General features: G+C 61.0%; 13 protein-coding genes and 1 pseudogene (1 of these 14 only partly in view). 3 read left to right on the top strand and 11 right to left on the bottom strand.

Features of this window, described 5'->3' with window-relative positions:
• A pseudogene (gene tpx, locus VZP09_RS06645) lies at nucleotides 1–441 on the top strand (thiol peroxidase) (it extends 62 nt beyond the left edge of the window).
• Nucleotides 442–511: 70 nt separating this feature from the next.
• Here tpx and VZP09_RS06640 read toward each other — a convergent pair.
• The 3 genes from VZP09_RS06640 to VZP09_RS06630 all read right to left on the bottom strand — a co-directional run bounded on the left by VZP09_RS06640 (nucleotide 512) and on the right by VZP09_RS06630 (nucleotide 4,693).
• On the bottom strand, nucleotides 512–1,564 hold the full coding sequence (locus VZP09_RS06640; RefSeq protein WP_004176450.1) for an AbrB family transcriptional regulator: 1,053 nt from the start codon (nucleotides 1,562–1,564) through the stop codon (nucleotides 512–514).
• A gap of 101 nt (nucleotides 1,565–1,665) precedes the next feature.
• Nucleotides 1,666–3,207 carry a transcriptional regulator TyrR gene (gene tyrR, locus VZP09_RS06635; protein ID WP_002901979.1) on the bottom strand — a complete coding sequence of 514 codons (1,542 nt, stop codon included), beginning with the start codon at nucleotides 3,205–3,207 and terminating at the stop codon, nucleotides 1,666–1,668.
• A gap of 172 nt (nucleotides 3,208–3,379) precedes the next feature.
• A complete protein-coding gene (locus tag VZP09_RS06630; protein WP_032414814.1) occupies nucleotides 3,380–4,693 on the bottom strand; it encodes a 6-phospho-beta-glucosidase in 1,314 nt (437 codons plus the stop codon).
• Nucleotides 4,694–4,836: 143 nt separating this feature from the next.
• On the opposite strand from VZP09_RS06630, the gene VZP09_RS06625 reads away from it, so the two are divergent.
• Entirely contained in the window at nucleotides 4,837–5,706 is an 870-nt protein-coding gene (locus VZP09_RS06625) for a LysR substrate-binding domain-containing protein (RefSeq protein ID WP_223174956.1), read from the top strand.
• An 89-nt stretch (nucleotides 5,707–5,795) separates the two neighbouring features.
• On the opposite strand, the gene VZP09_RS06620 is transcribed toward VZP09_RS06625, so the two are convergent.
• From VZP09_RS06620 to pspA, 6 genes are all read right to left on the bottom strand, one after another.
• Nucleotides 5,796–6,857 carry a TIGR01620 family protein gene (locus VZP09_RS06620; protein ID WP_032414813.1) on the bottom strand — a complete coding sequence of 354 codons (1,062 nt, stop codon included), beginning with the start codon at nucleotides 6,855–6,857 and terminating at the stop codon, nucleotides 5,796–5,798.
• A complete protein-coding gene (locus VZP09_RS06615) occupies nucleotides 6,854–8,251 on the bottom strand; it encodes a YcjX family protein (protein WP_002901917.1) in 1,398 nt (465 codons plus the stop codon). Before VZP09_RS06615 ends, VZP09_RS06620 begins: the two co-directional genes overlap by 4 nt.
• Before the next feature lie 102 nt (nucleotides 8,252–8,353).
• A complete protein-coding gene (gene pspD / locus VZP09_RS06610; RefSeq protein WP_002901915.1) occupies nucleotides 8,354–8,572 on the bottom strand; it encodes a phage shock protein PspD in 219 nt (72 codons plus the stop codon).
• A 28-nt stretch (nucleotides 8,573–8,600) separates the two neighbouring features.
• Complete coding sequence (gene pspC / locus VZP09_RS06605) at nucleotides 8,601–8,960, bottom strand: envelope stress response membrane protein PspC (protein ID WP_002901913.1); 360 nt, start codon at nucleotides 8,958–8,960, stop codon at nucleotides 8,601–8,603.
• Complete coding sequence (gene pspB / locus VZP09_RS06600) at nucleotides 8,960–9,184, bottom strand: envelope stress response membrane protein PspB (RefSeq protein ID WP_002901911.1); 225 nt, start codon at nucleotides 9,182–9,184, stop codon at nucleotides 8,960–8,962. The genes pspC and pspB overlap by 1 nt, the downstream gene beginning before the upstream one ends.
• A 55-nt stretch (nucleotides 9,185–9,239) precedes the next feature.
• The gene (pspA, locus tag VZP09_RS06595) at nucleotides 9,240–9,908 is read right to left on the bottom strand and encodes a phage shock protein PspA (RefSeq protein WP_002901908.1); all 669 of its coding nucleotides are present in this window, start codon (nucleotides 9,906–9,908) and stop codon (nucleotides 9,240–9,242) included.
• A 152-nt stretch (nucleotides 9,909–10,060) separates the two neighbouring features.
• Between pspA and pspF the strand changes: the two genes are divergently transcribed.
• On the top strand, nucleotides 10,061–11,050 hold the full coding sequence (pspF, locus tag VZP09_RS06590; RefSeq protein WP_004148137.1) for a phage shock protein operon transcriptional activator: 990 nt from the start codon (nucleotides 10,061–10,063) through the stop codon (nucleotides 11,048–11,050).
• Here the strand turns inward: pspF and VZP09_RS06585 are convergent.
• Together VZP09_RS06585 and VZP09_RS06580 are read right to left on the bottom strand one after the other, a co-directional pair.
• On the bottom strand, nucleotides 11,041–12,432 hold the full coding sequence (locus tag VZP09_RS06585) for an MFS transporter (RefSeq protein ID WP_032438531.1): 1,392 nt from the start codon (nucleotides 12,430–12,432) through the stop codon (nucleotides 11,041–11,043). The two genes, pspF and VZP09_RS06585, sit on opposite strands and share 10 nt — an antisense overlap.
• 25 nt (nucleotides 12,433–12,457) lie before the next feature.
• The gene (locus VZP09_RS06580) at nucleotides 12,458–13,627 is read right to left on the bottom strand and encodes a M20 aminoacylase family protein (protein WP_032414811.1); all 1,170 of its coding nucleotides are present in this window, start codon (nucleotides 13,625–13,627) and stop codon (nucleotides 12,458–12,460) included.
• Nucleotides 13,628–13,797: the final 170 nt, after the last annotated feature.

Here is a 13,797-nt window from a genome sequence, read left to right as displayed (position 1 = left end):
GCTAAAGCGCAGCCGTTTACGCTGGTCGCCAAAGATCTCTCTGACGTCGCGCTGAGCCAGTACGCCGGCAAACGTAAAGTACTGAATATTTTCCCGAGCATTGATACCGGCGTGTGTGCCGCATCAGTGCGTAAATTCAACCAGCTGGCCGCTGAACTGGACAACACCGTAGTGCTGTGCATTTCCGCTGACCTGCCGTTCGCCCAGTCCCGCTTCTGCGGCGCAGAAGGCCTGAGCAATGTGGTCACCCTGTCCACGCTGCGCGGCGCGTCCTTCCTCGCTGACTACGGCGTCGCCATCGCCACCGGTCCGCTGGCTGGCCTGGCTGCGCGTGCGGTGGTCGTAATCGATGAAAACGATCAGGTCGTCTACAGCCAGCTGGTGAACGAAATCACCGAAGAGCCGGACTACGACGCCGCGCTGGCCGCCCTGAAAGCCTGATAACAGATTGCCCGGGCGCGTCGCGCTCGCGGACATTCGATCTGCCCAGCCCTCGCTCTGCGAGGGCTTTTTATTGCCGCGGCGCATAGCGGGAGATAGCCCGCGCCATCGCCGGGCCGGTCAGCAAAATGGTAAACAGCCGCAGCGTCTGTAGCGCCATAATAAACGACATGTCCGCCCGGGTGCCGGCGGCGATAATCGCCACCGTGTCCAGCCCGCCGGGGCTGGTGGCCAGATAGGCGGTCATAAAGTCCATCTGCAGAATGTGGGTCAGGGCAAGGGCCATCAGGGCGCACATCAGGATCAGTCCGAGGATGGAGGCGATAATCTGCGGCAGCGTCTTGAGGGCCAGCAGAAAAATGGCTTTATTAAACTGGAGCCCCACCGTCCAGCCCAGCACCGCATAGGCCATCGCCAGCAGCCACTCCGGCAGCTCCAGCATCAGCCAGCCGCCGCCCTGGGCCAGGGCGCCAAGCAGCATCGGCAGCAGCATGGCCCCGGAGGGGATGCGCAGCCGCATGCCCAGCCAACAGGCCACCGCCGTCAGCAGCAGCGTGAAAGGGAAATTCAGGGTCAACGATGGAAACCAGACAATATCCTGAGTCATTTCCTGTGCTTCATTGCCCAGGGCATAGCGCACCACCAGCGCCGCCGCGCCGACGACAAACAGCACCCGCAGATACTGCATCAGCGCCACCAGCCGCACATCGGCCCCGTACTCCTGGGCCATCACCACCATTGCCGACGCGCCGCCGGGAGAGCTTCCCCAGGCGCCAGTGGCGCCCGGCAGCGCGCTGTAGCGGACCAGCAGCCAGCCGGTAAGGCCGCTTATCGCCAGGGTGGTCAACAGGATCGCCAGCACCAGCGCCCAGTTGTTGAATAGCACGCCAAAAACAGAGGGATTAATCGCCCGGGCGATCATGCAGCCGACGATGGCCTGCGCCGCCAGATAACAGGGGCGAGGGATGCTCAACTTCACCCCGCGCAGGCTCAAAATGAGACCGGCGATCAGCGGCCCCAGCAGCAGCGCTGCCGGCAGGTGTATTCGTAACAGCAGCGAGGAAAAGAGAACAGAGAGCAGCAGCAATATCAGCCAGTGCCCGATCGCGCGACGCGACGCCAAGATGCACCACCCCGGAAAAAGGATTAAAAAACCAGTATATACAGGTTTGGCCCGCTTTGCAGGCCGGGATGCCGGCGACGTGAGTCGCCGGCCTGGCGGGATTATTCGTCGCCCTTTTTCTGACTCAGACCATATTCACGCAGCTTATTGGCGATGGCGGTATGCGACACCCCCAGCCGCTTCGCCAGCTTACGGGTGCTGGGGTAGCTGCGATAGAGCTGGGTCAGCACCGAGCGCTCAAAGCGGCGGGTGATGTCGTCCAGCGACCCTTCCATGGCCTCCTCGCCCACCGGCAGCGAGGCGACGTCATGGTCCGGCAGCAGAATGTCCTGTGGACGCAGCTCAAATCCTTCCAGCTGGGTCAGTGCGCGATAGACGGCATTCTTCAGCTGGCGGACGTTGCCGGGCCAGCTGTAGCGGGTAAGCACCGTACTGAGATCGGCAGAGAGCTTCGGCCGCGGGATCCCCTGCTCGTCGGCAAAGCGGGCCACGAACAGCTCCGTCAGCGGCATGATGTCCTGCGGGCAATCGCGCAGCGGCGGCAGATACAGCGTCAGGACGTTGAGGCGATAGTAGAGATCTTCGCGGAAAAGCCCTTTCTGCACCAGCTCGATCAGGTTTTTCTGCGTCGCGCAGATCACCCGCACATCGACGTGCACTTCATGATCCTCGCCAACGCGGCGGAAGGTGCCGTCGTTGAGAAAGCGCAGCAGCTTGGTCTGCATGCGCGGCGACATCTCGCCAATTTCATCCAGCAGCACCGAGCCGCCGTTGGCCTGCTCGAAGAAGCCCTTCTTGCCCTGCAGCGCGTCGCCAAACAGCTCGCTCTCGACCGCGTCCTCGGGAATGGAGCCGCAGTTGAGCGCCAGATAGGGTTTGCCCGCCCGCGGACTGGCCAGATGGCAGGCATGGGCCAGCAGATCTTTACCGGTGCCGGTGTCGCCGACAATCAGCAGCGGCGCGCTGAGCATCGCCAGCTTGCGCGCTTGCTCCACCACGTGGCGCATTTTCGGCCCCACCGCGAGGATCTGACTGAAGGCGCTGGTATCCTGGCTGGTCATGGTCTGCAGCTGGCGTCCCATGCGCACGGTTGAGCGCAACATCGCCACGGCGCCGGTCAGCACTCGCTCGTTATGCTCGCCTTCCAGATAGACCGGAGTCACTTCCAGCAGGTAGTTCTGCCCATTCACCACCACATGCTCCGCATGCGTCTCCTGCGGGCTGCTCTCCAGCCAGCGCTGAACGTTAAAATCGGCGATCAGCTGGGCCACCGGGTGGTTACGCAGCTTCGCCTGGCTTTGGCCAAACAGCAGGCAGCTGGCGGGGTTCGCCAGTTCCACCCGACCTTTGGTATCCAGCGACAGCACCGGCTCCGGCATCGCTACCAGCAGCGCGCTGAGCGCCAGGTGTTCACGTTCAGACGGCATCCACGGCACGGTGCGCACGTCCGTCACGCCGGCGATACGGCGGATCTCAGCCATCAGGCTGCTGAACGTGGCGAATTCCAGTTCGGCGAAATTGAGGTAAATTCGGCCAATAGGGTCAATATCGATACCGCGCAGGTCAATACCACGCAGCACCAGCAAATCGAGCAATTCACGAGTCAGACCGAGACGGTCTTCACAAAAGACTTCAAGACGCATGGGAGTGTTCACCCTAAAAGTGCCAATGACGGGAGAATAATAGGCCAGGAATGGGTTTTCGGGAAGCTAACTGTCAACAATTATTGACAGTGTGGCGGAAAAATGGGCGCTGTGGCGTAAAGTCAGACGGTCAGTGGTTAAATCACCGGCCAGGCGGCCGGTGAGTCTTGGGTCAGGCGTGGAAAGCAGGCAGCCGCTGACGGTTCTCAGCGATCACCTCATCCAACGCCAGTTCGAGCTTCTCGCCGCTGACGATCAGCGGATTCAGCATCAGAGCACGCCATGCGGTGTGGCGGTTGCCGGTGAGCGCGGCCTCGATAGTCAGCCGTTCAAATGATTTCATCAGCTGCAGCAAACGCAGGGTATCTTCCGGGAACGGCGCCACATTGAGAGGTAGCGGACCAGAAGCGGTAATCAGCGAGCTGACCTCTACCGCGCAGTCATCCGGCAGGCCATTGATGGCGCCGTTATTACGCGTATTGACGTGCATGATAATCCGCTTGTCGTTGTAGATGGCATTCATCAGCTCGCAGGCCGCCTCGGAATAGTACTGGCCGCCGCGCCCTTCCAGCGCCTTCGGTTTGACTGCCAGGTGCGGGTCGCGGTACTGGTCAAACAAGATTTTTTCCAGCTGCTTAACCACTTCCCCGCGGGTTCCTTCGCCGCCCGCCTCCGCCAGCTCCTGGCGCAGCAGATCGTCTTTCATGTAGTAATAACGCAGATAGGCGCAGGGGATCATGCCTAAGCCCTGCAGCAGATGCGACGGCCAACGGAACGGCGAAATGTTGCGCGGCACCAGCGGATCCCGACCGGCGTTGATCTCGGCTATCACCTCCGGCAGCCATTCTTTACCTTTGTGCAGGATCTGGCGCACGAAGATAAAGTGGTTCAGGCCGGCGACCTGCATCACCACCTCTTTTTCGTCAGCGCATTGCAGCAGAGTGGTTATCCCTTTTTGCATAATCACCGGCACGTTACACAGGCCGACGGCTTTGATGCGGCTGTGGCGCAGGATCGCTTCGGTCACCATCCCCGACGGGTTGGTAAAGTTCAGCAGCCAGGCGTCGGGACACAGTCGCTCCATATCGGCAGCGATCTCCAGGGCGATGGGAATGGTGCGGCAGGCGTTGGCGAAGCCGCCAAGGCCATTGGTCTCCTGGCCGATCAAGCCATACTTGAGGGAGATACGTTCATCGCTGATCCGGGCGTCAAGGCAGCCGGCGCGAAACTGCGAGCAGACGAAATCGGCATCGCGCAGCGCGCTTTCCCGGTCAAGGGTGGCCACCACTTCAATAGTCAGCCCGGCTTTGGCGATCATTCGCCGCGCCAGTCCGGCGATAATCTCGACTTTCTCTTTGCCCTCTTCAATGTCCACCAGCCATAGCGAAGCGACCGGCATTTCGTGATAGCGGTTGAGCAAACCTTCAATCAGTTCCGGGGTGTAGCTGGAGCCACCGCCAATCACCACAATTTTGAGTCCTGACATGGTATACCTCGGTTTAGTTACGATATAACTATTTAAAACCGGCAAAACTGGCCTAACAAACGAATTAAATCGGCCTATGCATGAACTCAATTAATGCATAAGGGAGACAATCTGTGCTTGAGCAACAAAGCATCCTTGCGCTGCTGCAGACCTTTGAGGTGACCGCCCGCCACCTGAGCTTTACCCTTGCCGCGCATGAAATGAACCTTACCCAGGGAGCGGTCAGCCATCGGATCCGCAGGCTGGAGATGCACATCGGGTTTCGCCTGTTTATCCGCATGACGCGTAAACTGGCGCTGACAGAGGAAGGTAAGCGGCTGCTGGCGACGTTAAGCCATTCGCTGCGGGCGATTAACGATGAAATTGAGGATATTCGCGATCAGGATCTGCGCGGCACACTGCATATTGGTATTGCGCCGACGCTGGCCCATCTGTGGCTGATGCCGCGTCTGCCGCGCTTTCAGGCGCAATGGCCGGGACTGAATCTGCAGTTTCGCGTGCGCGCCGGGGTGATGGATTTTAACGAGGAGCGGGTGGATCTGGCAATTTACTACGGCGCTACGCGCTACCCCGATCTTTATCAACAGCGGCTGATGGCGGAAAGTTTGCTCCCGGTCTGCTCCCCGCGTTATCGCCAGCAGTATCGTCCGCTGAGCGGCGGCGACCCGGCGGCGCTCGTCTGGATCCATGCGTGCGAATCCACCGACGTACAGGATCAATTTGCGGAATGGCGCCTGTGGTGCCAGCACAGCGGACAGGCGTTACCTTTTGACGGCCGGTATTACGCGGTGAATAACCACTCGCTGGCCATCGAGATGGCGCTCAATGGACTCGGCGTGGTGATGGGGCGTAAAACGCTGATCCAGCCGCTGCTCGACGCAGGCAGGCTGGTGGCCTTGTCTGAAAATGAAGCGCCCTCGCCCTTTGGCTATGACCTGATCTGTCCGCAGGAGAACCGTTCCCGCCCGCGCTTTCGCGCCTTCAGCGAGTGGCTGGCGGCGGAATGCGCCTAATCGAATATTGCCAGGGTGCGCGTGCCAGAGCTTGACGTCGAAGGCCGGGCAAGGCGAAGCCGCCGCCCGGCAATGTCTCTGAGCGGAGGTTACTTCTCCGGGCGGGTTTTGCTTTTCTGCAGGGTCTCTTTCAACTGCCCAATCAGCTCGCGCCGAAAATCGCCGAGTCGCGGTTTATCATCGGCGATCCACGGCAGCGGGCGGCACAGCTCCATCGCCTTGATCCCGAGACGGGCGGTCAGCAGGCCGGCGCCAATGCCCTGCGCGGCGCGCGCCGACAGCCGGGCCGCCAGATCCTGCGACATCCAGTCCATCCCCACCTCGCGCACCAGTTCGCTGGCGCCAGCGAAAGCGATATTGAGCAACACCAGGCGAAACAGTCGCAGACGGCTGTAATACCCGAGCTCAATGCCGTACAACGTGGCAATTCGGTTGATCAGCCGCAGGTTCCGCCAGGCGATAAACGCCATATCCACCAGCGCCAGCGGGCTGACGGCAATCATCAGCGTCGACTCCGCCGCCGAACGGCTGATTTCCCGCCGCGCCTGGGCATCGAGCACCGGCTGCACCAGCTGCGCATAAAGGCTCACCACTTCGCGATCGCTTTGCGTTTCGTGGATCGCGGCATACCAGCGCTGCAGCGCCGGATGCGACTGATCCAGCCCGGCCTGCTGCGCCAGCTTCTCACAAAACGCTTTCGCTTTACCGACCGCGTGACTGTGCAGCATATCGCGCGCTTCATCGCGTTCGTGGGCGCGCTGGCGCAGTCGCCACAGACGGCGCCACTCGGTGGCCAGCGAACCGACGCCGGCCCCGACGATCAGCGCCCCGGCGACGCAGCCGCCCAGCGCAATCCAGTCCTGGGTCTGCCAGGCGTTAGCCGTCCACTGCACGCCTTGCGCCACGACGCTGACGCAGAAGATCGCCAGTCCGGCGCTGACCATCCGCCGCCACAGGCTGCGTTTGGGTCGCAGGACCGACTCCACCACCGCTTCCGCCGCCCCCTCTTCCTCTTCGCCGGTCACCAGCCGCGCTGGCGCGAAGTTGTCCGCCTCCAGGGTGTCGAAGGCGCGAGCGCCTTTCAGCGGCGGAATTTTCTCCGCTTGCAGCGGCCCATCAAAATCAATCCGCGGTTTTAACGGTTCGCTCATCGCAGTTTATCTCCAATCAAAAATTCCAGCGCCGCGTCGAGACGAATGTGCGGCAAAGGCCGATCGACATCCATGACCTGCGGACGAAAGTTTTCAAACTGAAATCCCTGCTGCTGCCAGAAGGCCTGGCCCGGCAGGCGCGCCGGCACCTCACCGGGATAGATGGTCAACGGCTGGCCGTCGCTCAGGCGATTGCCGCGCAGGGCGGGAATTTTCTCGCCATTCACCTCAATCAGCCCGCTCTGGGTCGCCTGAATAGACGCCAGCCCCAGGCAATCCATACTGATCCCTTCAAAGGCGGCGTTCTGCCACGCGTCCTGAATCAGTTGCTGCAGGAGCGACACCATATTGCTGTGCTGATCGATCGTGACGTGATCGGCTTTGGTAGCGGCAAACAGCAGCTTGTCGATAACCGGCGAAAACAACCGGCGGAACAAGGTGCGCTGCCCGTAATGGAAACTTTGCATCAGCTGGGTCAGCGCCAGGCGCATATCGTTAAACGCCTGCGGCCCGCTGTTGAGCGGCTGCAGACAGTCCACCAGCACAATCTGCCGGTCGAAGCGCAGGAAGTGCTCTTTGTAGAACCCTTTCACCACCCTTTCGCAATAGTATTTGTAGCGTTCGCGCAGCATGCCGGCGTTGCTGTGTTTATCGGCCTGCGCCAGCTTGGCTTCGCCGACGGCGTCGACGTCGGGCCACGGGAAAAACTGCAGCGCCGGCGCGCCCGCCATTTCTCCGGGCAGGACAAAGCGCCCGGGTTGGATAAAGTGCAGCCCTTCACGCTTACAGGCGTGGAGATAGTCCGTCCAGGCGGCAGCGATATCCGCCAGCCGAGCCTCGTCGGCAGGGGCTAGCGGATCCAGCCCGGCGCACAGCTGCCGCCAGCGGGCCGACCACTCCGCACGCTGTCCCTGCAGGAGCCCGGTCATCTGTCGCGACCAGCTCAGATAATCCTGCGCCAGCATCGGCAGGTCGAGCAGCCACTCGCCCGGATAGTCGACAATCTCCAGATACAGCGTGGAGGTATCTTTAAAATGGCGCAGCAGGGAGTCATTCGAACGGTAGCGCAGCGCGAGACGGATCTCGCTCACCCCGCGCGTCGGGGTTGGCCACATGGGGGGCTGGCCGTACAGCTGGGCCAGCCCTTCGTCGTAGGTGAATCGGGGAATGCCAAAGTCCCGCTGCGGCACGCGCTTGACGCCGAGCAGCCGCTCTTCGCGTGCGGCGCTCAGCAGCGGCAGGCGGGCGCCGGTGTGGATATTCAACAGCTGGTTGACCAGCGCGGTGATAAACGCCGTTTTACCGCTCCGGCTCAGGCCGGTCACCGCCAGACGTAAATGCCGGTCAACCCCGCGGTTGACCAGCGCATTCAATTCAGTTTTCAGTCGCTTCATCGCCAGTCCGTTATGCCCTGAAGGTATGTCTCGTCATCATAAGCTATCTGCCGGGGATAAGCAGGACAACGTTAATCCTTTTGCGCCTTCCCCACGGCGGCATTATTTCATCCCGCGCGTGACGCGGTTGGCCAGCCGGCTGAGCAGCGGCTCCAGCGCCACCGCCAGCAGCATTTTCAGCGGCCGACGCGCGACCGATTTAACCGCCCAGCCGGCAACGCCCGCCGGGCCATAACGCAGCGCGGTCAGCAGCGCCAGCTTACCGACGATTTTCAGACCGGGCTTCACCTGCTGCCCGGCGCGTTGCCATTTGCTATTCATGCGTTGCCTCATTCGTTAAAAACAGGGTTTACAGCTGGCGAAAGCGGCTGCGCAGCGTAAAGGTGTCGGAGGTCACATACCGCTCCATTTCACGCAGACGCTGTTCACCGGAGGCCAGTTCGGCATCCACGGCGGCCAGCAGATCGCCATTGCTCGGCGCTTTATGACCGTACAGCTCGCTGTCCGGTATCGGATCCAGAGCAAAAGTCAAAATGATGTAGGCCACCAGGACAAAGAAAAAGAGGCCGAAAATCATCGCCAGCACGGTAATCAGACGCACCAGCTTCACCGGGACATCAAGATGCTGAGCAATGCCCGCGCAGACGCCCTTTACCATCCCGCGCTGCGGGATACGCCACAGTTTTTTATTCAGATCCAGCCCGGCCATTATTTGTCCCTCCAGTTCGGATGTTCGGCGTCCAGGATCGCTTCCAGCGCCTGAATGCGTTCGCGCATCCGCTTCGCGTCATCGGTCAACTGCAGCAGCCGTTGCTGCTCATTTTGCGTCAGACTGCCGTTGGCGCCGCGATTGTTGTAGTGCAGCCACAGCCAGACCGGCAGAACAAACAGCACAAACAGCGTCAGCGGAATGGCGAGAAAAAGCATGCTCATGTGTACTCCTTACAGGGGGTGAGCCGCGGCGCAACGCCGCGCCGCGCAATCATACTTACTGGTTGGACTGATTCATTTTGGCTTTCAACGCCGCCAGCTGCTCGCTGATTTCATCGTCCGCTTTCAGTTCGGCAAACTGCTGATCCAGCGTCTGCTGCTTGCCAAAGCGGTGGCTCTCCGCTTCCGCTTCCATCTGATCGATGCGACGCTCAAAGGATTCAAAGCGCGCCATCGCCTCATCCAGTTTACCGCTGTCCAGCTGGCGACGCACATCGCGGGACGAACTCGCCGCCTGATGGCGCAGCGCCAGCGCCTGCTGACGGGCGCGGGTTTCGCTGAGTTTGTTCTCCAGCTCGCCAATCTCTTTCTTCATGCGCGCCAGCGTTTCATCGACCAGCTGCACTTCATGATCCAGCTGAGCGATAAGGTCGGTCAGCTTTTGTTTTTCGATCAGCGCCGCCCGGGCCAGATCTTCTTTCTCTTTGCGCAGGGCCAGCTCGGCTTTTTCCTGCCATTCCGCCTGCTGGGCGACCGCCTGCTCAATACGACGGGACAGCTGTTTCTTTTCCGCCAGCGCGCGGGCCGATGTCGAACGCACCTCAACCAGCGTGTCTTCCATCTCCTGGATCATCAGACGCACCAGCTTTTGCGGGTCCTCCGCTTTCTCCAGCAGGGAGTTGATGTTGGCGTTCACGATGTCGGCAAAACGAGAAAAAATACCCATAATTTCAATCCTCATAGTTCTGGTTTCAGGCATTCACCTGTGGCTTAGCTAATACAAATGGCGTGCCAACTTTTTATCTTATTGATTTTAAACAGGGTGGTTGCGAAACGTGCTGGGCATTGCTACAGTCACCTGGTTAATTACACTACTTAATGGCGAAATTCATCATGGCGCAGTACAAGGATAATCTGCTGGGCGAGGCCAACAGCTTTCTCGAGGTGCTGGAACAGGTTTCCCGGCTGGCCCCGCTGGATAAACCGGTGCTGGTCATCGGCGAGCGCGGCACCGGGAAAGAGCTTATCGCTAACCGTCTCCACTACCTCTCCAGCCGCTGGCAGGGGCCGTTTATCTCGTTGAACTGCGCGGCGCTGAACGATAATCTGCTCGACTCGGAGCTGTTCGGCCACGAAGCCGGGGCTTTCACCGGGGCCAGCAAGCGCCATCCCGGGCGCTTCGAGCGCGCCGACGGCGGGACGCTGTTTCTCGATGAGCTGGCGACAGCCCCAATGCTGGTGCAGGAGAAGCTGTTAAGAGTGATTGAATATGGCGAGCTGGAGCGCGTGGGCGGCAGCCAGCCGCTGCAGGTTAACGTCCGGCTGGTGTGCGCCACCAACGCTGACCTGCCGCAGATGGTCGAGGAAGGTCATTTTCGCGCCGACCTGCTCGACCGCCTGGCCTTCGACGTGGTACAGCTCCCCCCGCTGCGCGACCGGCAGAGCGACATCATGCTGCTCGCCAACCAGTTTGCCATCCAGATGTGCCGCGAACTCGGTCTGCCGCTGTTTCCCGGCTTTAGCGAACGAGCGACCGCGACGCTGCTCGGCTACCGCTGGCCGGGGAATATTCGCGAACTGAAGAACGTCGTTGAGCGCTCGGTGTATCGCCACGGCGACAGCGAACATGAGCTGGACGCGATTATTATTAACCCTTTTCGTCAGTCCCCCGGCTCTCCGCCGGAAGCCGCGCCCGGCGATGAGCTGCCCGCGCTACCGCTGGATCTGCGCGATTTCCAGCTCCAGCAGGAAAAACGCCTGCTGCAGCGGAGTCTGGAGCAGGCGAAGTATCATCAGAAGCAGGCGGCGGAGCTGCTGGGATTAACCTATCACCAGCTCCGCGCGCTGCTGAAAAAGCATCAGCTGTGAGAGGCGCGCGGCAGCAGCAGCGTGCTCACCGCCATCGCCCCCAGACATAAGACGGCGTTAAACCACAGGGCATACTGGGCGGCATGGGCCATGCCCAGCGGTAAAAACAGCGCGAAAAGTGACGCTGTCACGGCGATACCCATCGCCCCGCCCAGCGAGCTGCCCATCTTATAGATCCCCGAGGCGACACCGATTTTGTTCTCCGGGGCATTGGCCACCGCGGTATCCGTCGACGGCGTGGCGTAGCAGCCCAGCCCGAGGCCAAACAGCACGTTGCTGGCGAACACCACCCCGATATACAGCGTCTTTTCGAGAAAGGTGCAGGATATCAGCGCGATGGCGATAGCGGTCAACACCGGACCGGCCATCATCGGCAGCCGGGCGCCATAGCGCTGCAGCAGCTTCTCGCCGACCCGGATCATCGCCAGGACGGTCACCAGATAGCCGAGGGTCATCATCCCGCTCTCCAGCGGCGTCAGGTGGTGCCCTTGCTGCAGCCAGATGCTGGCGATCATCATGGTGCCAATCGCCCCATTGAGCAGAAAGTTCGACAGCACCGCCGCACCGTAGGCCCGATTGCGGAACAGCGCAAAATCAATCAACGCCGCCTCGCCTTTGCGCATGCCGTTGCGGATAAATATCGTCCCCGCCGCCAGCGCCCCGGCCAGCATGGTCAACGACAGCGGGCTGCTCCAGCCCCAGCCGTGGCCCTTGCTGATAAACAGATTCACCAGCACCAGCGCAACAATCAGGCTCAGCAGACCGCCGACGTCCAGCTTATGCTGGCTGGCGCTGGCGCTGCGGCTCTCCGGCGTGCCGCGCAGCAAAAACAGCGCCAGCAGGGCAACGGCGATCGAGAAGACGAAGATCCAGCGCCAGCCCAGACCGGTGGCGATAGCCCCGCCGACGAAGGAACAGAGACCGCTGCCGCCCCACGAGCCGATGACCCAGAAGCTGACCGCCCGCTGCCGCGCACGCCCCTCATACCAGGTCTTAATCAGCGCCAGCGTCGCCGGCATAATGCAGGCTGCCGACAGCCCCTGCAGCACCCGGCCGGCCAGGAACAGCCCCGGTCCCTGAGCGACCACCAGCATGGCGCTGCCGACGATACTCAGCCCCAGCCCGAGGGTGGTCATCCGCATCCGGCCAAACTTGTCCGCCAGGCCGCCGCTGGCGACCACGAAGCAGCCGCTGAACAGCGCGCTGAGACTGACGGCCAGAGTTAAGGTTTCAAGAGAGATATCAAGGCTGCTTTTCATCGCCGGCACCACGTTAATCACCGACTGGGCGAACAGCCAGAAGGTTAAAACGCTTAACACAATCCCCACCAGCAGGCGATCGTTGCCGACAAACGGGGTGTCGCTTATTGTGACAGTGCTCATCGCATGGCCCTCCCGTTTCTCGTGATTAGCGCAGATAGCGTTCCGTCAGGCCACACCACAGCGCCGCGCCGGTCAGCAACAGCGCGTCGTTGAAGTCATACCCCGGGTTATGCACCATGCAGCGATCCGGCTCATCGCCAGCGCCGATGGTGAAATAGCTGCCATGCGGGTGCTGCTCCAGCATGAAGGCAAAATCTTCACTGCCCATAAACGGCTTCACCTCGCCCACCTGCTCTGCGCCAAACAGCGCTGTCGCCACCTCCCGCACCATGGCGTTCGTCGCCGGATCGTTACGCAACACCGGACTGCCGTTGACGTGGGTCAGCGTGGCGGTGGCATTGAAGCTCTCCGCCTGGGCCACGGCGATATCATGGATCCGCTGCAGTACGGTCTCGCGCACCTGCTCATTGAGGGTGCGCACCGTGAGCTTCATCAGCACGTGATCGTTAATGATATTGGGCGCATGTCCGGCCTGGATGCTGCCGACGGTCACCACCGCTGGCTCAAACGGGGTGATATTGCGCGAGACGATGGACTGCAGCGCGAGGGTAATATGGCAGGCCACCAGCGTGGCATCCACCGTATGCTCCGGCACCGCGCCGTGGCCGCCAACGCCCTTCACTTCAATATGCAGCGTATCGGAGGAGGCCATCATCGCCCCGTCGCGCAGGCCGATTTTACCCAGCGGCTGACCCGGCATATTGTGCAGGCCGAAGATGGCGTCGCAGGGGAACTGGTCAAACAGACCGTCCTCGACCATTACCCGCCCACCGTACAGCAACTCTTCCGCGGGCTGGAAAATCAGCTGCAGCGTCCCGTTAAACTGGCGTGTGCGCGCCAGATATTCAGCCGCGTAGAGCAGCGTGGTGGTGTGTCCGTCATGGCCGCAGCCGTGAAAGCGCCCTTCAACCTGGCTTGCCCACGGCTTACCGCTCCGCTCCTGCATCGGCAGGGCATCCATATCCGCCCGCAGGCCAAGGCGTTTTTTCCCCTCGCCGACGCGCAGCGTGCCCACCACTCCGGTGCCCGCCAGGCCGCGGTGAACCTCGTATCCCCACTCGCCAAGCAGTCGGGCGACCTCGCTGCTGGTCTGGTGCTCTTCAAAGCCGATCTCCGGCTGCTGGTGGAACCGACGACGCAGAGCAATAAATTGCGCCTCGTTAACCTGCAATGCTTCTAGCAACGGATGTGTCATTTTTGTTATTCCTGTGTTGTGTTTGCACGACACTTTCGAGTTTATGCGGGTGGCTCAGCTTGCAGGCGCGCTTTTTTGTTTTATATTGACGAAAAATCAATGAGTGTTTTTCATACATATCGGTTATGACAAAAAACAACCGGTTGTTTTTTGTCTACAGAGGAGAGTCA

It is taken from the genome of Klebsiella sp. EMBS2024 (assembly GCF_036233805.1).
GTDB classification, from domain to species: Bacteria; Pseudomonadota; Gammaproteobacteria; order Enterobacterales; family Enterobacteriaceae; genus Klebsiella; species Klebsiella pneumoniae.
Note: the sequence above shows the minus strand (reverse complement) of the source record. Positions and strands in the feature narration are given on the sequence as shown.